The following is a 21,925-nucleotide window of genomic DNA, read 5'->3' on the forward strand; positions in this document are numbered from 1 at the left end:
CAGCCCTTACCTCTGTACCAGCGGCAGCATGACGGATACCGTAAACACATCGTTGTTGTGGCTGATTTTCATGTCGCCGTTATATTTATGGATGACCGTGGAAACGTTGGAAAGCCCAATTCCGCAGTACTGCTCCCCAATCTTCATACTCTCGTACCGGTTGCCTTCCATGCGCAGCTGGCCGTTGTAGGAATTGGAGATGCTGATAATCAGGAAAGCCTTCCGGCAGCGGATTTCCGTGTGGATGAACCGTTGGGCTCCTTTGCCCATGCGGCTGCAGGCCTCCAGCGCATTGTCCAGGAGATTGCCCAGGATGATGCACAGGTCCACGTTTTCAACCGGAAGTTCAGGAGGCACCATGATATTGGCTGTCAGCGGAACGTTACAGGCCGCGGCCTGCTGTTCTGCGTTGTTTACCAGAATGTTTACCATACTGTTGCCGCCGGTGAGGGGCACCTTCATGCCGTTGGCAGACTCATAAATCTGTTCAATATACGTCAGGGCCTGGTCATACTGGCCTGCTTTTAAAAACACCACCAGGGAATGGAGGTGTTTTTTTAAATCATGGCGCAGGGAGGTGATTTCCCGCTGGGAATCCTCCACCTTCTGATAGTAGGAGGACTGCATGGTCAGGAGCTTGTCCGCAATCATGTTTTTCTGGCTTTCCTCATTTATAATGGCATAGTCGTCCACCAGGTAGAACAGGAACATGGAGGAGCAGAACAGGATTCCCGATATCTCCAGATAAAAGTGGGATACGCTGTCCTTCATGTGGAAAATCTGGATGGTGATGAACAGAATCACAGAGGGTACCAGGAAGGAGATGGCATTGTAAAGGGTATCCTTATTGCTTTTCCTCATGTTGCGGCACAGGATGAACAGCAGGGTAAAGAAGAAAAACAGGACACAGGCCGTCATCTGGGCCAGCGGACTCTGAATCAGGAAGTTGGGCTCCGAGGGAAGGGGCTCGCCGTGCAGGGAGCGTACCAGAACTGCGGACAGCAGCTTACAGGCGTAGTTGAGCACCACGAACAGATAGGCCACCAGCACCTTGGTTCTGAGGGAATCCGTGAAAAAAATACAGCTTACCAGCATTGTGAAGGCACAGTAAAAGATACACATGCTGAATAAAGGCGCATTGAACCAGTAGGTCATCCACTGGAATACGAAATAAATCAGGATGCCCACGGTGTACTGTGATGCGGGACGCAGGTTACGGTGCAGGAAGTTGCTGCACAGCCAGTAAAGAATCAGGGTTTCGGCCACGGACAGCACGAAGCTGACCCAGGCATGCTGGAGGACGCTCATCATAGGTTCCCCTCCATGCAGATTGAGAAGTTTATCATAGGTTGGCCTCCATATAGCTTAAGAACTCCTGGTTTACTTCCTTGCGTTTGTGTTTGCTCATGGGAAGCACGTCCTTGTTGTCCATGGTGACGGAATCTTTGAATATGTTGTAAATATGGCTTACATTCACCAGAAAGCTCTTGTGAATCCGGATAAAGCCGTCGGGGCGGAGCTGTTCCTCAAGGGAGCTGATGGTGCCTGTAAAGGTAAATGTGCCTTCCTTTGCAACCACGCGGATGGTCCTTAAATCCGACTCCAGATAATAGATATGGTCGGTCATCAGCTTTGTGGTGCCGCTGATGCTGGGAAAGGAGAAGATGGATGCCTGCTTTTTCTGCTGCCGGTCCAGAAGCTCTTCCACAGCAGACAGAAAGTCTTTTCGGTCCACCGGTTTTACGATATACCGGAAGGCACCCACCTTGTAGCCCTCCACCGCATAATCCACGGTGGCTGTCACAATAAGGATGGGAACCTCGTCGTCCAGCTGGCGTATGTGCTTTGCCACCTCAATGCCGCCCATGGTCTCCATGCGCATGTCCAGCACCAGGATGTCGCAGAATCCCTTTTGTTTATAATCCTTAAGCAGGTCCAGGCCGTCTGTATAGGATATAATATCCACAGGCCGTTTTTCTTTTAATTGTTCCAGGTGTCCGCACAGCACCATCAGGTCTGCGGGACTGTCGTCGCAAAGTACAATTCTGAACATGACCATTTACCCCCCAAAAATTAGTTAAATGCATAACGATTATACAATTCTTTCAGTGGTATTGTAAATAGGAGTTTTGGACGAAAAATACATTTTTGACCAATTATTACAGTGAAATTATCGATTGTGCACAAAGTATTGTGTTATTTTTTTCCTTGTGTAAAATGGGGATATGAGTTGGAAAACAAAATGAAAAACAAGAAAAAGGGGGAAACGGATTTTATGTCTGGACCAAATGGAAATGATGCAGGCGGAATGAAAAAGACCCTGTCCATATGGAATTTCTTTACCATTGGATTCGGGGCCATCATCGGTACCGGCTGGGTGCTTCTGGTAGGTGACTGGATGGTGATTGGAGGCGGACCCATAGCGGCCATGATTGCATTTGCCATCGGAGCCGTGTTCTTACTTCCCATTGGAGCCGTGTTCGGGGAGCTGACGGCGGCCATCCCCATATCCGGAGGAATCATCGAATACGTGGACAGGACTTATGGGCGGAATGTCTCATACATAACAGGATGGTTTCTGGCACTGGGAAACGGTATCCTCTGTCCATGGGAGGCCATCGCCATCTCCACGTTAGTATCCGATATGTTCGGGGGCCTGTTCCCCATTCTCAGGGCGGTAAAGCTCTATACCATCATGGGGGCGGATGTGTACCTGTTCCCCACTGTCATAGCGCTGGGATTTGCAGTCTATGTGATTCTCTTAAACTTCCGGGGGGCCAGCGCAGCCGCAAAGCTGCAGGCGTTCCTGACAAAGGCCCTTTTGGCGGGTATGCTTCTGGCAATGGGAATCTCCTTTGTCAAAGGCGGACCATCCAATATCCTTCCCTCCTTTACACAGGTGGAAGGACCATCCACAGTGACAAGCGCAAATAACATGTTTGCAGGCATTATCTCAGTCCTGGTCATGACGCCGTTCTTTTACGCCGGATTTGACACCATACCCCAGCAGGCTGAGGAAGCAGCGGAAGGCCTGGACTGGAATAAGTTCGGCAAGGTCATCAGCATGGCCCTTCTGGCAGCAGGCGGTTTCTACATGGTATGCATCTATTCCTTCGGAACCATTATACCGTGGACTGAATTCATAAAGAGCACGGTTCCGGCCCTGGCCTGTCTTAAGAATATCAACATGGTTCTGTATGTGGCAATGCTGATAATAGCAACATTAGGCCCCATGGGCCCCATGAACTCCTTCTATGGAGCTACCAGCCGCATCATGCTGGCCATGGGACGCAAGGGACAGCTTCCGGACAGCTTTGCGGTCCTGGATGAAAAGAGCGGGGCGCCAAAGATGGCCAACACGGTACTGGCAGTCCTGACCATCATGGGTCCTTTCCTGGGAAAGAACATGCTGGTATCCCTGACCAATGTGTCGGCGCTGGCATTCATCTTCTCCTGCACCATGGTAAGCTTTGCCTGCCTTAAGATGCGCTACACAGAGCCTGACCTTCCAAGACCCTACAAGGTTCCCGGCGGAAAAGCGGGCATCTGCATGGCATGTCTGGCCGGCACCATTATCATTGGCCTTATGGTGGTTCCCTTCAGCCCTGCGGCTCTTAAGCCGGTAGAGTGGGCCATCGTGGTTGCCTGGCTGGTCATTGGACTGGGGCTGAGCGCTGTTACCAGGGCAAAGGGAAACAGTAAGGCGGCAGCCGCAGCAAAATAGCGGTTCAAACATCAATATACATAAAATAAAGGAGGATTATTTAATGAAAAAGGTAGCTTTTAAAGGCGGTTTACTGATTGACGGTACCGGCGCAGAGCCAGTGGTGAACAGTCTGGTGCTGGTAGAGGATGACAAGATTGCATATGCCGGAGCAGACAGGGAAATCGGACCTGACTACGAGGTAAAGGATATTACAGGCAAGACCATCATGCCGGGTCTTATTGACTCTCATCTGCATTTCTCAGGAAACCTGACAGATGATGACAGCGACTGGGTGCTGGAGGATGTGGTACAGAAAACAGTGGTGGCCGTACAGCAGGCCCATGAGTGTCTGGAGAACGGCCTTACAACCGTTGGCGAGATTTCACGTTCCGGTATCCAAATCCGCAATATGGTGGAAGCCGGCGTCATGAAGGGCCCCAGAGTGGTTGCAACCGGACTTGGTTTCTGCCGTACCTGCGGTCACGGCGATTCCCACAAGCTCCCCAGCTACTATAACGATGAATCCCATCCATGGGCTGAGCGTGTGGACGGACCATGGGATTTGCGCAAGGCGGTGAGAAGAAGACTGCGCCAGAGTCCGGATGCAATCAAAATCTGGTCAACAGGCGGCGGCATCTGGCGCTGGGACCAGAAATTAGACCAGCATTACACACTGGAAGAGATTCAGGCAGTGGTGGATGAATGCAAGATGGTAGGCATCCCGGTATGGTCCCATGCAGAGGGCTACGGCGGCGCCCTGGATTCCGCAAGGGCAGGCGTGCATCTCATTATCCACGGCCAGACTTTAAACGACGAGTGTCTGGATATCATGGCAGAAAAAGGCATCTATTTCTGTCCTACCATCCAGTTCTTAAATGAGTGGTTCAAGACCTATGCTCCGCCATACATCCCGGAAGTACATGACCAGTATCCCGGCGAAACCGTGGCGGAGAAGGAGCTGAACCGCGTATACGCTAACCTGAGGAAAGCAAAAGCAAAGGGCATCGGCCTTACCATTGGTTCCGACTCCTTCTGCTCCAGCCTTACACCATATGGAACAACAGCCATCGGCGAGATGTACTCCTTTGTGGAGAAGGCAGGCATCAGTGAGATGGATACCATTGTGGCAGCCACAAAGGTGGGCGCCGAGATGCTGAAGGTGGACAATGTGACCGGCTCCCTGACAGAGGGCAAGAGCGCGGACCTGTTAGTTATTAACGGCAACCCATTAGAGAATATCCGTGCAATTGCTGTTGAAAACATGGACGTAATCATGAAAGAGGGATATTTTGTAAAACGCTGACCGGCACTCCCGGATGAGAGGAATGGGCTGCTGCTATAACAGGCGGCAGCCCTTTGCCGGTTTATAAGCCAAGGGGGAGGGAAAGGAAATGTATCTGCTGCTGTATCTGCTGTGGATTCTTCTGAACGGCAGGGTCACGGCTGAGATTCTGGCATTGGGAATCCCGGTGGCCGGACTGATATACGGATTCGGGTATCTGGCTCTGGGCTACCGGCCCGCAGGGGACCTGCTTCTCCTGAAACGGCTGGGTCATGTTCTGGTATTTCTGGTCCTTGTGGCCTGGGAGGTGGTGAAAGCCAATGTGGCAATCATCCGTATCGTGCTGTCACCCCATATGGAAATCACGCCCTGTCTGGTACCTGTGAAAACAGACTTAAAGAGTGCCGGAGCCAGGGCCGCCCTGGCCAACGCCATTACCCTGACACCGGGTACCATTACGGTGGATGTGGAGGATGATGTGCTGTGGGTCCACGCCCTGACGGAACAAATGGCGGAAGGGCTTAAGGACTGGCATGTGGCAAGGCAGCTGGCCAGGATTGAGGAGATAAAGTGAAGGAGGAAGGGATATGGGGGCATATATGGCGGCGGCAGAAGGGATGTTTACAGGCATCCTGATTCTGGCGGTCATTATACTCAGCGTCAATATGGTATTATGCCTTGTGCGGGCCGTGCTGGGGCCGCGCTTCTCTGACCGGCTCATTGCCATCAATATGATAGGGACCAAGACCGTTCTCATAATCGCCCTGCTGATAAAGGTATTCCATGAAGACTACCTGGTGGATATCTGCCTTATATACGCCCTCATCAGCTTCCTGTCCTTTGTGGTGCTGACAAAGCTGCTGGACCAGCGGATGAACCGGGGAAAGGGGAATGCGGGAGAGAAACATGCAGGAAGGGAATATGCAGGAAAGGGGGCAAAATCATGATACGTCTGGCTGCAGGCGGAGTTTTCATTATATTGGGAGTGTTTGTGCTGTGTGTGGCGACCTTTGGCATATTCCGGTTTGAATATGCACTGAACCGGATTCATGTGGCTGCCAAATGCGATACCCTGGGAAGCATGCTTATACTGGCCGGCTTAATGCTCTCCAACGGGTGGAGCATGGAATCAGCTAAAATCGGATTGATTCTCCTGTTTATCTGGATTGGCAATCCCGCTGCCTCCCACATGGTGGCCAGGGCAGAGGCCAGGAGCAATCCGGACCTTGGGAAGGAATGCGGGGTGTCTGAATATGAAGGTGGTTGAAATCATTCTCCTGCTGTTTCTCATGGCCTGTTCCCTAAGCGTGTTCCTGTGCAGGAACTTACTGGTGGCAGCCATCCTGTTCATGGCCAACAGCCTTATCATGAGCATCATCTGGGTGATTCTGCAGTCCCCGGACCTGGCCATTACAGAGGCTGCCGTGGGCGCAGGGGTCACGGGAATCCTTCTTTTTATCACACTGTATAAGGTAAACGGGTTAAGGGGGGAAGACAGTGAGTGAGAGCAGCGGTAAGCGCGGGCTGCGCGCATTTGTGGACTGGGTGGAGAACGGAGCGGACCGTGATGAGGAAGCGGTTGCGTCCGGTATGGCAGGCCATGATGAGGAAGCGGTTGCGTCCGGTATGGCGGGCCATGATGAGGAAGCGGTTGCGTCCGGTATGGCAGGCCATGATAAAGAAGCGGGTGCATATAGTCCGTCCGGCCGCAAAATGGCCTGGGGACAGACTGCGGAGAAGGCGGCGGTCCGGACTGCAAAGCGGACCATGGGGCGCAGGTTGGCGGAATTTACAGAGGAACATGCCCTGCGTGTGTTCGGCAGCGTCTACCGGGCCGTGGCACAGGTAATCTGCCTGGCAGGAATGGCAGTACTCCTTATGATGGTTTCCCATCTGCCTGCCTTTGGGGCAGCGGACAATCCTGCCAATAATGAGGTGGTTGGACGTTACCTGGAAAACGGCCTGGCCGAGACAGGGGCTGTGAATACGGTTGCAGGCATCATACTGGATTACCGGGCCTTTGATACATTTGGAGAATCAGTTGTGTTATTCCTGTCGGCTGCCAGCGTTATAGCGCTTATGCGGCGCAGACCTGCAGGCAGGCCCGCCGGGAAAACCGGCGGAGGCAAGGAGGGGGAGCAGGAAGCAGACCGGGATATCATACTGGAACAGGTGGCCAGACTGCTGGTTCCCTTTATTCTCATGTTCGGCGTCTATGTGGTGCTCAACGGCCATCTGTCTCCGGGGGGCGGGTTCTCGGGAGGAACGGTTATGGGGGCGGGACTCATTCTGTATGCCAATGCATTTGGATACCAGCGGATTCACCGTTTGTTCAGCTTCAGGACCTTTACTGTGATGAGCAGCAGCGCTCTGATGGTATACGCCCTCTCCAAAGGCTATTCCTTTTTCATGGGGGCCAACCACCTGGAATCCGGCATTCCTTTGGGCAAACCGGGGGATATACTCAGTGCAGGGCTGATACTGCCCCTGGATATCTGCGTGGGACTGGTGGTGGCCGGGACCATGTACTGCTTTTATTCCCTGTTCCGGGAAGGGGAGGTGTGACGATGCAGGCACTTGTGACCAATTACTACGAGACAGCGGCCATGATTCTGTTTTCCATTGGATTTACCATGCTGCTGCTCCAGAAAAACCTGATTAAGAAGGCCATCGGGCTGAACATCATGGATATGTCCGTGTATCTGTTTCTGGCGGCCAAGGGGTACATAACCGGCGGCAGGGCGCCGATTGCAGACGGGAGGACAGCTGCGGAAGGCTTCATCAATCCCCTTCCCAGCGGCCTGGTGCTGACGGGAATCGTGGTGTCGGTCAGTGTGTCGGCCTTTCTCTTTTCGCTGATTCAGAGATTCCACCACTATTATAAAACCCTGGATTTGGACGACATGCTGTATGAAGGACAGGAGGACACAGACGGTGAGGCTGGTTGAGAACATTCCATTTTTCAGTATCTTCATCATGATGGCAGGAGGAATTGTGACACCCCTTCTGGGGGGCAAAAAAGGGGCCAGGATTCTCCACCTGGTTTTGGTGGGGACCGTGGCTGTGATGTCCGGCCTGCTGTTGGGATATACGTCTGACGGAACCCGTTTCTGCTTCATGATGGGACATTTTCCGGCGCCCTGGGGCAATGAGGTCAGGGCAGGCGCTCTGGAAGCGCTTATGAGCCTGGTTTTTTCCATTGTAATGTTCCTTACAGTGGCTGCCAATAAACGGTCACTGGAACATGACATACCTTCGGAGCGGGCCGGTCTGTACTATGTGATGATGAATCTCTTGTTCAGCTCCCTTCTGGCACTCATCTATACCAATGACCTTTTCACTGCTTATGTATTCATAGAAATCAATACCATTTCAGCCTGCGCTATTGTGTGCGCAAAGGAAAGCGGCGAGACAGCGGCGGCAGCCATACGCTATCTCATCATGAGCCTGGTGGGAAGCGGGCTCATCCTTATTTCCATTGCCCTTTTATACTGCCAGACAGGCCATCTCCTTATGGAGCCCATGGCAGGGGCGGTGAGGGAGCTGGCGCTGTCAGGAAAGGATTTGTTTCCCCTTAAAATGGCCCTGGTGATGATGACCTCGGGACTGGCGGTAAAAAGCGCCCTGTACCCTTTCAGTTCCTGGCTTCCCGGAGCCCATGCCAATGCAACGGCTGCATCCAGTTCTGTTTTGTCGGGTCTGGTCTTAAAGGGGTACATTATTCTTCTTCTCAAGGTGTATATGCGTATTATGGGAATGGACCTGATTATCCGGCTGCGGGTAAACGACCTGCTCTTTGTGTTTGGAATCCTGGCCATGGTCATTGGTTCCGTGAAGGCGCTGCAGCAGCACATGGTCAAGCGGGTCATTGCCTACTCCTCCATTGCCCAGATTGGATATATCTTCATGGGAATCGGCATGGGAACCATGGCTGGTCTGGCGGCGGCAGTACTCCATATGATTGTCCATGCAGTGACAAAACCCATGCTGTTTACAGCTGCAGGGGGACTTATGGACTGTTCCGGCCATCAAAGGGAGATAGCGGCCCTCAGGGGAAGTGCAAGGCGGAATCCGGCAGCCGGTATCGGACTTGTGGTAGGGAGCATGGCCATGATAGGAATTCCGTTTTTTTCAGGATTTATTTCCAAGATTTCCTTTGCAATGGCATCATTCCACGACCTGAACCGGGCTGTGGTGGTGCTGGGGGCCCTGGCTGTCAGTACGGTCCTTAATGCCATGTATTACATACCGCTTATCATCATCGTGTTTTCAGAACGCGGGCCGGAAAAAGCCGACTATGAGGCGGCGGGTCTGGTGGATGCGGCTGTGCCTGAGGTGGGGGAACCTGTAAGGGATTTTCATTTTGCGGCGGCCATGGCATGTTTCATGGCCGGAAATGTGCTGATTGGAACATGCTACGGCCCTGTGGTACGGATGATAGAGACAGGGCTTGCCAATTTTGGGTAACCCCGGCAGCAGGGGAACCATTGGAAAAGGAGAGGACATAGGACATGAGAGAAATGTGGATGCTGGCGCCGGTGCTGTTTCCTGTAATTTCCGGCGCTGCCCTTTGGATATGGAATCCGGGGCGGACCAGGATGCGGGCAGCCGCAGCGGTCCTGTCCCTGGGGGAGGCGGTCTGTTCATGGCTTGCCATCCTGAACTGCATGGAAATGCGCCTGCCCCTGTGGAACATCGGGCCGGGCATGGAGCTGTGCTTTAAGCTGGACGGAATCGGGGCGCTGTTTTCCGGGCTGGCATCCCTTATATGGGTTCTGGTGGTTTTCTTTGCCTTTGAATACATGGAACACGAAACAGAAGAGGCGCGTTTTTTCGGCTGTCTCATCATGTCCCTGGGAGCCCTGACCGGAGTTGCCTATGCAGGGAATTTCGTTACCCTGTACCTGTTTTTTGAAATGATGACATTTTTCAGTGTTCCGCTGGTGTTCCATTCCAGGAAACGGGAAGCCCTCCGGGCGGGAATGGTATATCTGGCCTATTCCATGCTGGGCGCGTCCATTGCACTGGGAGGATACTTTTTTTTCCGCCGGTATGCCTTCGGAACGGACTTTAGGGCAGGCGGGATTTTGATGGGGGAGGCGGGGCCTGTTTTGCCGGCTGTTTTCTGTATGGCAGCCGGATTTTCCTGCAAGGCCGGGCTTATGCCCCTTCATCCATGGCTGCCCATCGCTCATCCGGTTGCGCCGGCGCCTGCCAGCGCCGTGTTGTCGGGCCTGATTACCAAGGCCGGGGTGGTGGCGGTTATCCGGGTGGTGTACCATATGGCCGGACCTGAAATCCTGCGGGGGACGTGGGTGCAGTATGTCCTGCTGTCCATGGCTGTTCTTACCATATTTACCGGTTCTATGCTGGCTTATAAAGAAAAGAAACTGAAGAAGCGTCTGGCCTGTTCCTCCTTCAGTCAGGTGTCCTATGTGCTGTTCGGCGTATTCCTGCTGTCCATGGAGGGATTGTATGGTTCTTTGCTCCAGATGGTGTTCCACGCCCTGGCAAAGAACGCCCTGTTCCTCTGCGCCGGAGCTGTCATCTGCAAGACGGGCTGCACCAGGATAAAGGACCTGAAGGGAATGGGGAGGCGGATGCCGTCTGTAATGGTATGTTTCGCGTTGGCGTCCCTGTCCCTGGTGGGAATTCCGCCGGCAGGAGGCTTTCTGGCCAAATGGCATCTGGCTGTGGGGGCCATGAGGGCAGGGGCGGGCCTGTTCGTCTGGCTGGGTCCTGTGGTGCTTATGGTCAGCGCCCTCCTGACAGCCGGGTATCTGTTTCCGGTCATTGTGGAGGCATTTTTTCCGGGCAGGGATTGGCAGGATTCGGCCAAACCGAAAGCAGATAAACCAGAAGCAGGCAAATGGGGAGAGGGCGGATGGAGCGGTGCCGGTGCTGTGACGGTATCCCTGTTTATGGGGATGCCTCTGGCTGTGCTGGGGATATCTCTGCTGGTGCTTGGCGCTGTCGGGAATCCTGTGTTTGAATGTCTCAGGGGCATTGCCTCTGCAATGGTATGAAAGGAGGGATGGGTGTGAATCCGTATTATCTGCTGGCGCCGGTGCTTCTTCCCATAGTGACTGGCGCAGCTGTACTTGGACTGCGTCCCCAGGAGCGCTGGAAACGGGAGGTGCTGGTTATGGGAGGAATCCTTTCTGCCTCGGTGCTGATTGGGGTGCTGGTGGCAAAGGGGCCAGTGCAGCCGTTGGTATTGTACCGTTTTGGCAGCAGGATGAACATATCATTGGGACTGGACGGCCTGTCCGGGGTATTTGCCTGTCTCATTGCAGTTCTGTGGCCGCTGACCACCCTTTACTCCTTTGAGTACATGAAGCATGAGGGAAAGGAAAATAAGTTTTTCGGATATTTTTCCATTACATATGGAGTGGTGGCAGGGGTGGCGCTGTCACACAGCCTCATTACCCTGTACTTTTTCTATGAGCTCATGACCCTGGCCACCCTGCCACTGGTCATGCACGCCATGGATACCAGGGCCATTTATGCGGGCAAGAAATACCTGCTTCTGTCCATGGCAGGAGCCGCCATGGTGTTTGTCAGCATTATCAGCCTTCATGAATACGGAGCCACCCTGGATTTTACCTGGGGCGGCGTGATTCCCCAGGGGCTGTCCCATGAGGAAAGGCGTCACCTGTACGGTGCATTTGTCCTGGCCTTCTTTGGTTTTGGGGTAAAGGCGGCGGTGGTTCCGTTCCACAGCTGGCTTCCGGCTGCATCGGTGGCCCCCACTCCTGTATCTGCCCTTCTGCATGCAGTGGCGGTGGTAAAGGGAGGCGTGTTTGCGCTGATACGGGTGGTGTACTGGTGCTTCGGGGCCGGATTCCTCATAGGCACAAAGGTTCAGGCAGCGGTTCTGTGCACCTGCTGCATTACCATTCTCTATGGCTCCCTAAGGGCTCTTTGCACACAGCATTTGAAGCGCAGGCTGGCCTATTCCACGGTCAGCCAGCTGTCCTACATCCTTATGGGAGTCATGCTCATGACTCCGGCGGGGCTGTCCGCAGGGCTGACCCACATGGTATGCCACGCCCTGATGAAGATTACTCTGTTCTTCTGTGCAGGCGCCATCCTGTACAAGGGGGGACGGGAGTATGTGTATGAGCTGCGGGGCTCAGGAAGGGCTATGCCGGTCACCATGACCTGCTTTACCCTGGCCGGATTAGGGCTGGTGGGGGTTCCGCTCTTTGCGGGCTTTGTGAGCAAGTTTATGCTCGGGTCGGCTGCGGCCGGCGCTGGGGGAATGGGTGTGCTGGGAGTGGCAGCGCTGATTATATCCGCCTTTTTCACCCTGTTTTATATGGTACTCATCATAGGGGCGGCCTGGTTTCCGGCAGAGGGGAAGGAGGACCCCCATTGGAACAACCGATGTGACCCTAACTGGAACATGAAGCTTCCGCTGGTTGTCATCACTGCCATGAGCATGGTGCTGGGCCTGTGGTCAGGTCCGCTGATTCATGTGTTTGACCGGATTGCGGCAGGAGGACTGTAGGAAGAACGGAGGAGGTAGCGGGAATGGAAGGAAATGTATGGCTGTTTGGGGCTGTGGCCTGGCCTTTTCTGGCAGCATTTTTAAGCCTTTTGGCAGGAAAAGAAGAACGGCACAGGGATGTTTTTGCATCGGCTGCCATGGTTATTGAGTTTACAGGTATGCTCTGCCTTTATCCGGGGAACCGTGCGGCAGCTTTTTCATGGGCCGGATTTTGTGAGATGGGGATATGGCTGAGAGCGGATGGATTCAGATGGCTGTACGGCACCATCGCAGCCTTCATGTGGATGATGACCACCCTGTTTTCCATGGAATATTTTGCACATCACGGCAACCGCGGGAGATACTGCCTTTTTTCCCTCTTAACCTGCGGGGCAGCCATGGGGGTGTTCCTGTCCGACAGTCTGTTCACACTGTTCCTGTTTTTTGAGATAATGGGCCTTACCTCTTTCGTCATGGTCATACAGGAGGAAACGGAGGCAGCGGGAAGGGCTGCCAGGACATATCTGGCCATAGCGGTTATAGGGGGCCTGTGCGCACTGTTTGGCATATTCATGATTGCGGCCGGTACAGGAACGCTTTCCATGGATAGCCTGGAACAGTTCCGGAACATGACAGGCGGAACATGGCCCCTGTATCTGGCAGGAGGACTGCTGCTTACCGGATTCGGGGCAAAGGCGGGAATGTATCCGCTGCATGTATGGCTGCCCAATGCCCATCCGGCTGCGCCTGCGCCTGCCAGCGCGCTTCTGTCGGGCATCCTGACCAAAACAGGTGTGTTCGGAATTCTGGTGGTTAACGTGACCATGTTCCGGCATGACCCGGTCTGGGGAATGGTCCTTTTACTGCCGGGGGCAGTGACCATGGTGCTGGGAGCCGTACTGGCCGTGTTTTCCATTGATTTAAAACGTACCCTGGCCTGTTCCTCCATGTCCCAGATTGGATTTATCCTTACGGGCTGCGCCATGCAGTGCCTTACGGGGGAGGAGAACGGGCTGGCTGTGAGCGGAACCGTGCTGCATATGGTGAACCACTCCATGATTAAGCTGGTGCTGTTCATGGCAGCGGGCTGCATCTATATGAACCTGCACAAGCTGGATTTAAATGAGATACGGGGATATGGCAGGAATAAACCGTTCCTGATGTTGGTTTTTGCCATGGGTGCCTATGGCCTATGCGGTATTCCGCTGTGGAACGGATATGTGAGCAAGACGCTGCTGCATGAGAGCATTGTGGAGTATATGGAGATGCTGGGCAGACAGGGGGCCGGTGTCCGGCCTTTTCAGGTGCTGGAATGGGCCTTTCTCCTGGCAGGCGGTCTTACGGTTGCCTATATGGCAAAACTGTTTGCAGCCATTTTCCTGGAAAGGGCGCAGCCGGGCCTGGAGATGGATGGACGGGAAAGGGGGCATGGAGACGGCAGGGAGCATGGAGACGGAGAGGACCGTGCAGCCGGCCGGAAGTACGCGGGCACGGCTGCCTGCTTTGCACTGGGAGGGTCTGCGCTCCTCCTTCCGCTTATGGGAATGGCTCCTCACCGGATTATGGACAGGATGGCAGACATCAGCCGCCCGTTTTTAAGGGGAGCAGAGGTCCCGCATCCGGTGGAGTATTTTTCAGCAGCCAATCTCAGGGGCGCCTGCATCAGTATTTCAATCGGAATTCTGGTGTATGTGCTGGTTATCCGCAGGTATCTCATGGAGACAGGGGAGGACGGCGCCAGGGTCTATGTGGACAAATGGCCCTCATGGCTGAACCTGGAGGACAGGATATACCGTCCTCTGGTCCTTACCATCCTGCCGTTTTTGGGAGCTCTGGCGGCCAGATGCGCCAACGCGGTCTGCGAGGGCCCGCTTCCATTGTTTATGAAAAAGCCGGAAAGGAACCAGGTGGTGGTGCCGGGAGAGTCCAGCCGCTTCTTCAGGCAGGCCCAGGATGTAAGGCTTCTGCATATGATTTACTCCAGCATGGGATATGGATTCATGATGCTGGGAGCAGGGCTTATACTGATGACAGCGTATGTGCTGTTTTTATGAGATATTGTGTATATGGAATCCTGCGGTTGAAGGAAGGGGAACCGCCAGTGCCTGTCTGGATGGCATACGCTGTTAAATATCAAAAAGGTTGTCCCTTATATGATTAATTACCTCAGAGATGGTGATACTCTCCATTAGAAAACACCATGAATGAATCAGTGAGGTAATGATTATGTATAGAGAGAATAAGAACATGAACCAGACCGTGCACCAGACCATCCTGAGAGGGGATTTATATTACGCGGACCTGTCGCCGGTAGTGGGTTCTGAGCAGGGAGGCATCCGGCCCGTGCTGGTTATCCAGAATGATGTGGGGAATAAATACAGCCCAACCGTAATCGTGGCAGCCATCACCAGCCGTTCAACCAAGGCAGCCATCCCCACCCATGTGTGTATACGCAGGATGCGCGGCGGCTTAAAGCAGGATTCCACTGTACTGGCAGAACAGATTCGCACCATTGACCGGAACCGTTTGAAGGAGTACATAGGACATCTGGATTCCGGGCAGATGGCGGGAATTGAGCAGGCCATGGTGACCAGCCTGGGACTGGGACACCTGATGGGAAGCCTGGGACAGGTTTTCCTGCCGTCGTACTCATAGGAGGGCTTTGCAAAGTCAAAGCCCGCGGACAAGGAAAGAATCATAACAGGGCGGTTTTCTGAATACATTGTATGGTCAGAAGGCGGCCCTGTTATATTGGATGGGGGAAATGGTTTTGTTTTACAGGAGCCGTATACATGAAGCTGTATCTTGTGATAAATAAGATGGAAAATCAATATTGACATATGTCATAAATTACCTTATAATTATTGACATAAGTCAAAAATGAAACAGCGGATAAGGAGAAGGCATATGGCGCGACCGTACAAAGCCAGAAGAATCTGTTCCGTGCCCACCATAGACACATTCGGCCCTTTGGACCGGGAGCTGGACAGCGTGGTGGAGCTCACGTTGGAGGAGTATGAAACCATCCGGCTCATTGACTGGCTGGACTGCACCCAGGAAGAGTGCGCAGGCCAGATGGGGGTGGCCAGGACCACGGTCCAGGCCGTGTATAATTCAGCCAGGAAAAAGCTGGCTGACTGCCTGGTCAATGGAAGAAGGCTGGAAATCCGGGGCGGCAATTACTGGCTGTGTCCGGACGGAGGGAACTGCTGCGGGAAGAACTGCGGGAAACGCGGGTGCCGGAGACGCCGCTGTAATAACAAACCAGGAGGAGATTGTAATGAAGATTGCGGTAACATATGAAAACGGACAGGTATTCCAGCATTTTGGCCATACAGAGGAGTTCAAGGTGTACGACACAGAGGATAAGAAAATCCTGTCCTCTCAGGTAGTGGGAACCGGCGGAAGCGGCCACGAAGCCCTGGCTGTGTTTTTAAAGAACCTTGGGGTAAAGGTGCTGATTTGCGGAGGAATCGGCGGCGGCGCCAGGACAGCTCTGGCTCAGGCCGGAATCGAACTGTATCCGGGCGCATCCGGGGACGCGGACCAGGCAGTGGAAGCCCTGCTGAACGGAAACCTGGATTATGACCCGAATACCATGTGCAACCATCACCATGAGGGCGGGGAACATAACTGCCATGGTCACGGGCATAGCTGCGGGGAGCATAACTAATAGAAGTGAACAGGCCAGTATATGGATTGTTATAATAAACCATATACTGGTTTTTTTGTGCTTAAATGCAGAAGTCTTGAGAATATGGCCTTGCATGCGGCGTTGACGGTTCGCCAAGTATTATCAGGAATGGAACCCAGCTGGTATGTGGCCAGGGGATGCCGCGGTATATGGAAGAATGCCGCACTAGATAAAGGGATTTGAATCAGGATTTAATGATAGTATTATAGGGGCCCGCATGGACACGGTATGATAAGCCGTGCCCATGCGGGCCTTACATATGGAATAACCTTTTAACCTACCGATATATCAGACTTTACCACATCTATCTTCACACATTTCTTCTCCAGCGGTGTTTCTGACAGCTGGATGTCAAGTTCTGCAGTTTCTGCATTTCCGGAGAAACGCTGGGGATTTGTTTTAACCCAGAAAGCAGCGTAGCCGCCCCTTACCGGAATCACTGCAGGTCCGATTATCTGGATGGGACCTTTTGCCTGCACCTGGATGACGCCGGGGAAATACACCAGGGTAGTGGAAGCCTGGTCCGCAACCCTGCATACCACACGGGTGGTATCTGTATAATCTCCATACAGCTGCGTATCGTCGGCAGTGACTTCCAGAGTGCTTAAGCAGGAATCACGCAGGAACTTCTTTTCGATGACAGCCTTTCCCTTGTAGTAGCCGGTGATTTTCCCATCCTGCCACAAATCCTGCCATACGCCGATTTCCTCCTGGATTTCAATGGGCGGATGGTCCAGGCCCATATAACGGTTGTCGGGATAATAGCGGACAGGGGCCTTTCCGTACATCTCCACCTCAATGTAATCGCAGTTGGTAAGCACCATGAAGGGGGACACCAGCCGGTTGCCCTTGTTATCACCTCTGGAGAATTCCGTGGTGGGCTCCATCACGATTTCCTGCTCCGGGTCCTTCTGGCTGCGCAGCACATAGGCAGCGTATTTCGGGATGCGGAACATGTCCATGACGCCGTGGTAGCAGATTTTGTCGCCTGAACCGTAATCAGCATGCGTATTATAGTCAAAGGCGCACCATCCAATGATGCCCATCAGGTCCCTGGACAGGTTTGAATGGCTGTATACCCTGGCATAGGCCCTGGCATGAGTGGTGCGTTTGTCCGCGCTGTCCCAGAGCTTGGTGGGAAACGCTGTCCCGGAGAATTCGGTAATCATAAAGGGAACCGGGTATTCCAGGCCGGTGGCTTCCTGGCGGCCCTTGAACAGCTTTGTGCCGTCCGGGTCGCAGTCCGAGTAGGTGAAATCATTTAATGAGTACACATCCTCCAGAAGATGGCTGTTGGTGATATAGCGCACGCCGGTGGTGGGGCGCGAGGAATCCAGCTTATGGGCCAGGGCATTGGCCCTGGTATACAGTTCATCGTCGTCCAGGGATTCGTTGATATGTATGCTCCAGATGAAGATGCCGGGGTGGTTGTACTGGGTCAAAATCATGGATTCCACATCCTGCATCATGACCCTTTTAAATTCCTCCCCGCCAATGTGGCCCCAGCCGGGTATCTCTGAAAACACCAGCAGACCAATCTCATCGCAGCGGTCCAGAAAATACTCGGACTGCATATAATGGGAGGTGCGGACCGTGTTGGCATTGAGGTAATCCTTCAGGATGTCGGCGTCCTTTTCCTGGGCCCGCCTGCCCATGGCATAGCCCACATAGGGGAAGGACTGGTGGCGGTTCAGCCCCATTATCTTGATTTTCCTGTTGTTGATGAAAAGCCCGTCCGGTGTGCAGGCAACGGTGCGGAAGCCTGTTCTCACATGGTGGCTGTCCAGTATCTGGCCCTCAGATTCCAGGGTTATATCAACCGTGTAGAGGTAAGGGTTGTCCGGGTCCCAGAGAATTGGGGACGGGATACACTGGGGCTCCAGGGTAACGCTGGTTCTGCCTGGTGCGGCGTTAACGGGGCGTTTGTAGGAGGAGACAACACCTCCCTCCCTGTCCCTCAGACAGATGTCAGCCGTGCAGGAGCATTCCGGGCCATTGTTATCCAGGAACAGTTCGGGTTTCAGGATAACGGTTTTGTCCTCCAGGTCATAGCGGATTAAGGCGCGTTCCACAAATACGCGGCTGCAGCTGTAGAGCCACACATCCCGGTAAACCCCGCCGTAGGTCATGTAATCAATGGCATATCCAAAGGGAGGAATGTCCGGGCGTTCATGGCTGTCCACCCGCAGTACAATCCGGTTAACGCCCTCTGTGCATGAGCCGGTAATGTCAAACATGCTTTTTGAGTAGCCGCCCTTGTGCTCCCCTGCCTTTTGGCCATTGACAAAGAGCTCGAAATAGGTCATGACACCGTCAAAAACCAGAATGATTCGCTTTTCCAGCATTTGGGGGGTAACAGGGAGCGTTTTCACATAAGTGCTTATCATGGCTGTCTCCTGATGGCTGAAGTAGCTCAGGGGCAGTTCCTTTACCGTGTGGGGCAGGTTCACATCTGCGAAACAGCCGGAATCCTCTGTCAGGAGGCTTTCCTCAAAATAGTCGTAAAATTTCCAGTTCAGGTTCCATAAAACAGGTCTGTCCATAATTCATCTCCTTGTATCATTCTTTTACGGCGCCTGCCGTGATTCCCTCTATGATGTATTTCTGGAAGAAGATATACAGGAGCACAGTGGGAAGGGCCACCACGATGATTCCGGCTGCAAGCAGGGGCCAGGAATTCTGCTGTGCGCCTGCATAACGCATCAGGAAGGTGGTCAGGGTTTTATTCTGATTCTTGGGCATGTACAGATAGGGTATGTACATGTCGTTTACAATGGACACGGTCTTGATGATGACAAGAGTGGCCGTGGCCGGTGTCAGCAGCGGGAAGATAATCTGCGCAAATATCCTGAAGTATCCGCAGCCGTCCAGCATGGCGCTTTCGTCCAGTGAAACGGATATGCCGCTAATGAACTGCCGGTAGATATAAAGCTGCATCAGGTTGGCGGCAATGTATATGACAATGGGCGCACCCAGGGTATTGTAAAGCCCCATGCCCCGGATAACCTGGAATCTGGCAATCTCCACAATATTGGTGGGGACCATCATGGCCAGGTAAAACAGGATGTAGATGATTTTCTTAAATCGGAACTCAAAGCGTTCCAGACAATAGGCGGTGATGGAGCCCACCAGCACATTGAAGAAAATGCTGACAGCAACAATCTTGATGGTGTTGGTAAAGGCTCTGACAAGATACCGTTCTTTGAATACGCTCAGATAATTGTTCAGGGTCATGTCCTTGGCTGAAATCCACAGCGGAGACTGGGCATCCAGGCTTCCGGGGATTTTCAGGGAGCTTATGATGGTTACCAGAAGGGGCAGGAAAACCATAAGGACCAGGATAAGCGATACGGCATATTTTCCTGCCAGGGATAGTTTTCTATGCGCCATGCCGGTCCCTCCTTCTCAATCTGTTTGTGATAAAGCGCTGGGCAATCTGTACACATACAATCATAAATATCATGATTACGGCCATGGAGGAGGCCATTCCGAAGTTGTTGTATTTAAAGGCCGTGTCAATGGTGTAGATGGAAAATGTGTTGGATGCCCCGTTCGGCCCTCCTGCGGTCATGATATAAGGGATATCAAACATCTGCAGGCTGCCGTTGATGACGTCAAAGAGCATGAAATCAATAACGGTACGGATAGCCGGAAGCTGGATGTATCTCAGACGCTGCCATGCATTGGCGCCGTCTACAACGGCAGCCTCCATCATATCCTTTGGAACCGAGGAAAGGCCTGCCATAAACAGAACAATGTGAAAGCCCATATAACGCCAGATGGATACGGAGGCCAGCACATAGTTTACGATTTTAGGGTCGGACAGCCAGCTTTGAATCAGGCCTCCCAAACCCAGCTTGGTCAGGATATAGTTGAAGCCGCCTTCCACAGGCGAAAAAAAGTAGGAAAAGGAGTAGGAGATACCCACGCCGTTGATGATAAAAGGAAGGAAGATAATGGCCTTGACAAAACCTGAGCCCTTAAAGCGGCTGGAGAGCATGACTGCCAGCACCAGCTCCACAGGCATCATGATTCCATGAATCAGAAGGTACGTTAAATTGTTGCGGAAGGCCTGCCAGAATTCCGGGGATTTGAAAAAGAGCTGTGTGTAATTGTCAAGCCCTGTAAAGGTGCGCAGGGAGGCAACGCCGTCCCATTCCAGGAAGCTCATATGAATGAGCTCCCAGAATGGATAAACCACAAATACACATAACAGAATGACCGGAACTGCTAGGGACAGGCTTAAAAAGGTGATTCTTTTTCGGTTGAGCCTGTTCATACCTGTCCTCCTATTTAAGGCCCAGTTTGGTTCTGGCTTCCGCCCAGGTCTGGTTAAGCTCTTCACAGCGCTTTGCATAATCAAAGCCGTCTGTCAGCATCTCCACGCCCAGCTGCTTGCAGTCAAACTTGGTCTCAGATACCATGTTGATAAAGTCGCTGCCGCCGGCCCCATAGGTCACGAATTTCACTTCGGGCTGAAGCTGGGATGCAGTCTGAAGCACAGGGTCCAGCTCCTTTGCATAGGGAGTCATGGTGCTGTCGCTGCTGATGGAGGCAATATAATCCGGGTACCAGGCCTCGCTGAAATAGAACTCCAGGAATGCCTTTGCAACTTCCGGGTTTTCAGAGTTGTTGGTTACGGTCAGGAAACAGTCTCCCTGTGTTACCAGATTGAAATCTTCCTGGCTGTTATCGCGGAAAGGAAGGTAGAAGGTGGACATACCTGCGGTGTCATAGCCGTCTGCCTTATATGCAGTGAGGAACATGGGGCTGTTTAAGGTCATGGCCCCTTTTTTCTTTGCAAAGAGAGCGCGGCTCTGGTCGTAGGTGATGCCTAAGGGGTCTTTTCCAAGCACGCCCTTCTGGAACAGGTCATAAATCTTTCCGTAGACCGTGTGGATGTCGGTGCCCTCTGCAAAGGGAGCATCCTCCTTTGTCATGGCATCCCAGTAATATCCGTTTCCGCTCTGTGCGGCGGGGCCATATTCCATCAGGGGATAGGTGGGCCATGCATCCTTTGCGCCCATACAGATTGCGCCGAAGTCAGGGTCCTGAGGGCCGAAATGTTCCTGAAGCTTTTCGCTGACCTCCACGAATTCATCCCAGGTAGCAGGCACCTCTACCCCTGCCTCCTCAAACATGTCGGTCCAGTAATATACATAATCGTTTGCCTTGCGGTCCGGTATGCCCAGGACCTTGCCGTCCACCGCATACTCGGAGGCAATCTGGTTGTTCCTGTTGGCTTCTGTATCCGTCAGGTCCGCCAGGTACTCGGAGTACTGGTTCATGCTGTCGGATTTGTGGAACATCAGGTCGGGAAGCTCGGATGCAGAGGAACGGATTTTCATGGAATTGAAGTACTCTGGTTCTGCGTTGAATTCTTCAATGTCGATTTCCACATTTGGATAGAGTTCCTGGAACCGTCCTTCCATGTCCAGTTCCTCAAAGGTCTTGGCAGCCGCCACATCCCAGGTGGCCAGGGTCAGGGTACAGGAAATGTTTCTGTCCGCCTCTGCGGCGCCGCTGTTGTCCTTATTGCCGGAGTCCTTGCTGCCGGAATCCGCACTGCCTGGTTCCTTACCTGCGTCTGCCTGATTCTTTGCGCTGTCCGCTGTCTGGGAACCGCTGCCGCCGCAGCCTGTTGCGGCCAGGGCTGCCGTGAGGGCCACTGCGCCTAACAAATATCTTTTCTTTTTCATAGCTTCCTCCTATGTGATTGCTTTTGTCAGATTCAGTGTAACAATTCCAGGG

The 21,925-nt window shown here is 53.1% G+C and carries 21 protein-coding genes; 15 read left to right on the forward strand and 6 right to left on the reverse strand.

Annotated features, from left to right (window positions below; genetic code table 11):
• Positions 1-6: 6 nt before the first annotated feature.
• Together FGS84_RS06390 and FGS84_RS06395 are read right to left on the reverse strand one after the other, a co-directional pair.
• Complete coding sequence (locus FGS84_RS06390; RefSeq protein ID WP_138306840.1) at positions 7-1,311, reverse strand: sensor histidine kinase; 1,305 nt, start codon at positions 1,309-1,311, stop codon at positions 7-9.
• 31 nt (positions 1,312-1,342) lie between these two features.
• The gene (locus FGS84_RS06395) at positions 1,343-2,053 is read right to left on the reverse strand and encodes a LytTR family DNA-binding domain-containing protein (protein WP_138306841.1); all 711 of its coding nucleotides are present in this window, start codon (positions 2,051-2,053) and stop codon (positions 1,343-1,345) included.
• Positions 2,054-2,275: 222 nt separating this feature from the next.
• On the opposite strand from FGS84_RS06395, the gene FGS84_RS06400 reads away from it, so the two are divergent.
• The 15 genes from FGS84_RS06400 (at position 2,276) to FGS84_RS06470 (ending at position 16,153) form a co-directional block, all read left to right on the forward strand.
• Positions 2,276-3,724, forward strand: a complete 1,449-nt coding sequence (locus FGS84_RS06400) for an APC family permease (protein ID WP_138306842.1) — start codon at positions 2,276-2,278, stop codon at positions 3,722-3,724.
• Positions 3,725-3,767: 43 nt separating this feature from the next.
• A complete protein-coding gene (locus FGS84_RS06405) occupies positions 3,768-5,009 on the forward strand; it encodes an amidohydrolase family protein (RefSeq protein ID WP_138306843.1) in 1,242 nt (413 codons plus the stop codon).
• An 88-nt stretch (positions 5,010-5,097) separates the two neighbouring features.
• Positions 5,098-5,562, forward strand: coding sequence for a Na+/H+ antiporter subunit E (locus FGS84_RS06410; protein ID WP_138306844.1), 465 nt, complete (start codon positions 5,098-5,100; stop codon positions 5,560-5,562).
• Positions 5,563-5,575: 13 nt separating this feature from the next.
• On the forward strand, positions 5,576-5,935 hold the full coding sequence (locus FGS84_RS06415; RefSeq protein WP_138306845.1) for a monovalent cation/H+ antiporter complex subunit F: 360 nt from the start codon (positions 5,576-5,578) through the stop codon (positions 5,933-5,935).
• Positions 5,932-6,255 carry a monovalent cation/H(+) antiporter subunit G gene (locus tag FGS84_RS06420; RefSeq protein WP_207739854.1) on the forward strand — a complete coding sequence of 108 codons (324 nt, stop codon included), beginning with the start codon at positions 5,932-5,934 and terminating at the stop codon, positions 6,253-6,255. The genes FGS84_RS06415 and FGS84_RS06420 overlap by 4 nt, the downstream gene beginning before the upstream one ends.
• Complete coding sequence (locus FGS84_RS06425; protein WP_138306846.1) at positions 6,242-6,493, forward strand: hydrogenase subunit MbhD domain-containing protein; 252 nt, start codon at positions 6,242-6,244, stop codon at positions 6,491-6,493. Before FGS84_RS06420 ends, FGS84_RS06425 begins: the two co-directional genes overlap by 14 nt.
• Positions 6,486-7,553 carry a hydrogen gas-evolving membrane-bound hydrogenase subunit E gene (mbhE, locus tag FGS84_RS06430; RefSeq protein WP_138306847.1) on the forward strand — a complete coding sequence of 356 codons (1,068 nt, stop codon included), beginning with the start codon at positions 6,486-6,488 and terminating at the stop codon, positions 7,551-7,553. The genes FGS84_RS06425 and mbhE overlap by 8 nt, the downstream gene beginning before the upstream one ends.
• Positions 7,554-7,555: 2 nt before the next feature.
• Positions 7,556-7,936 (forward strand): cation:proton antiporter subunit C, encoded by a 381-nt coding sequence (locus FGS84_RS06435; RefSeq protein ID WP_138306848.1) that lies wholly within the window; start codon positions 7,556-7,558, stop codon positions 7,934-7,936.
• Positions 7,923-9,455: a proton-conducting transporter membrane subunit gene (locus tag FGS84_RS06440; RefSeq protein ID WP_138306849.1), complete on the forward strand. Its 1,533-nt coding sequence runs from the start codon at positions 7,923-7,925 to the stop codon at positions 9,453-9,455. The genes FGS84_RS06435 and FGS84_RS06440 overlap by 14 nt, the downstream gene beginning before the upstream one ends.
• A gap of 44 nt (positions 9,456-9,499) precedes the next feature.
• Positions 9,500-11,014 carry a proton-conducting transporter membrane subunit gene (locus FGS84_RS06445; RefSeq protein ID WP_138306850.1) on the forward strand — a complete coding sequence of 505 codons (1,515 nt, stop codon included), beginning with the start codon at positions 9,500-9,502 and terminating at the stop codon, positions 11,012-11,014.
• Between the two features lie 14 nt (positions 11,015-11,028).
• Positions 11,029-12,501 carry a proton-conducting transporter membrane subunit gene (locus FGS84_RS06450; RefSeq protein WP_138306851.1) on the forward strand — a complete coding sequence of 491 codons (1,473 nt, stop codon included), beginning with the start codon at positions 11,029-11,031 and terminating at the stop codon, positions 12,499-12,501.
• Between the two features lie 23 nt (positions 12,502-12,524).
• On the forward strand, positions 12,525-14,534 hold the full coding sequence (locus tag FGS84_RS06455; protein ID WP_138306852.1) for a proton-conducting transporter membrane subunit: 2,010 nt from the start codon (positions 12,525-12,527) through the stop codon (positions 14,532-14,534).
• A 172-nt stretch (positions 14,535-14,706) separates the two neighbouring features.
• Positions 14,707-15,135 (forward strand): type II toxin-antitoxin system PemK/MazF family toxin, encoded by a 429-nt coding sequence (locus FGS84_RS06460; RefSeq protein WP_138306853.1) that lies wholly within the window; start codon positions 14,707-14,709, stop codon positions 15,133-15,135.
• Between the two features lie 252 nt (positions 15,136-15,387).
• Positions 15,388-15,783, forward strand: a complete 396-nt coding sequence (locus FGS84_RS06465) for a DUF134 domain-containing protein (protein WP_138306854.1) — start codon at positions 15,388-15,390, stop codon at positions 15,781-15,783.
• A complete protein-coding gene (locus FGS84_RS06470; protein WP_138306855.1) occupies positions 15,761-16,153 on the forward strand; it encodes a NifB/NifX family molybdenum-iron cluster-binding protein in 393 nt (130 codons plus the stop codon). Before FGS84_RS06465 ends, FGS84_RS06470 begins: the two co-directional genes overlap by 23 nt.
• Before the next feature lie 293 nt (positions 16,154-16,446).
• Here FGS84_RS06470 and FGS84_RS06475 read toward each other — a convergent pair whose 3' ends face one another.
• The 4 genes from FGS84_RS06475 to FGS84_RS06490 are packed head-to-tail and all read right to left on the reverse strand — an operon-like array spanning position 16,447 to position 21,873.
• Entirely contained in the window at positions 16,447-18,717 is a 2,271-nt protein-coding gene (locus tag FGS84_RS06475) for a glycoside hydrolase family 2 TIM barrel-domain containing protein (protein ID WP_138306856.1), read from the reverse strand.
• Between the two features lie 16 nt (positions 18,718-18,733).
• A complete protein-coding gene (locus FGS84_RS06480; protein ID WP_138306857.1) occupies positions 18,734-19,564 on the reverse strand; it encodes a carbohydrate ABC transporter permease in 831 nt (276 codons plus the stop codon).
• Positions 19,554-20,453: a sugar ABC transporter permease gene (locus FGS84_RS06485; RefSeq protein ID WP_138306858.1), complete on the reverse strand. Its 900-nt coding sequence runs from the start codon at positions 20,451-20,453 to the stop codon at positions 19,554-19,556. The genes FGS84_RS06480 and FGS84_RS06485 overlap by 11 nt, the downstream gene beginning before the upstream one ends.
• 10 nt (positions 20,454-20,463) lie before the next feature.
• A complete protein-coding gene (locus tag FGS84_RS06490; RefSeq protein WP_138306859.1) occupies positions 20,464-21,873 on the reverse strand; it encodes an ABC transporter substrate-binding protein in 1,410 nt (469 codons plus the stop codon).
• Between the last annotated feature and the right edge of the window lie 52 nt (positions 21,874-21,925).

Source organism: Clostridium sp. 1001271st1 H5, from assembly GCF_005845215.1.
Lineage (GTDB): Bacteria > Bacillota > Clostridia > Lachnospirales > Lachnospiraceae > Enterocloster.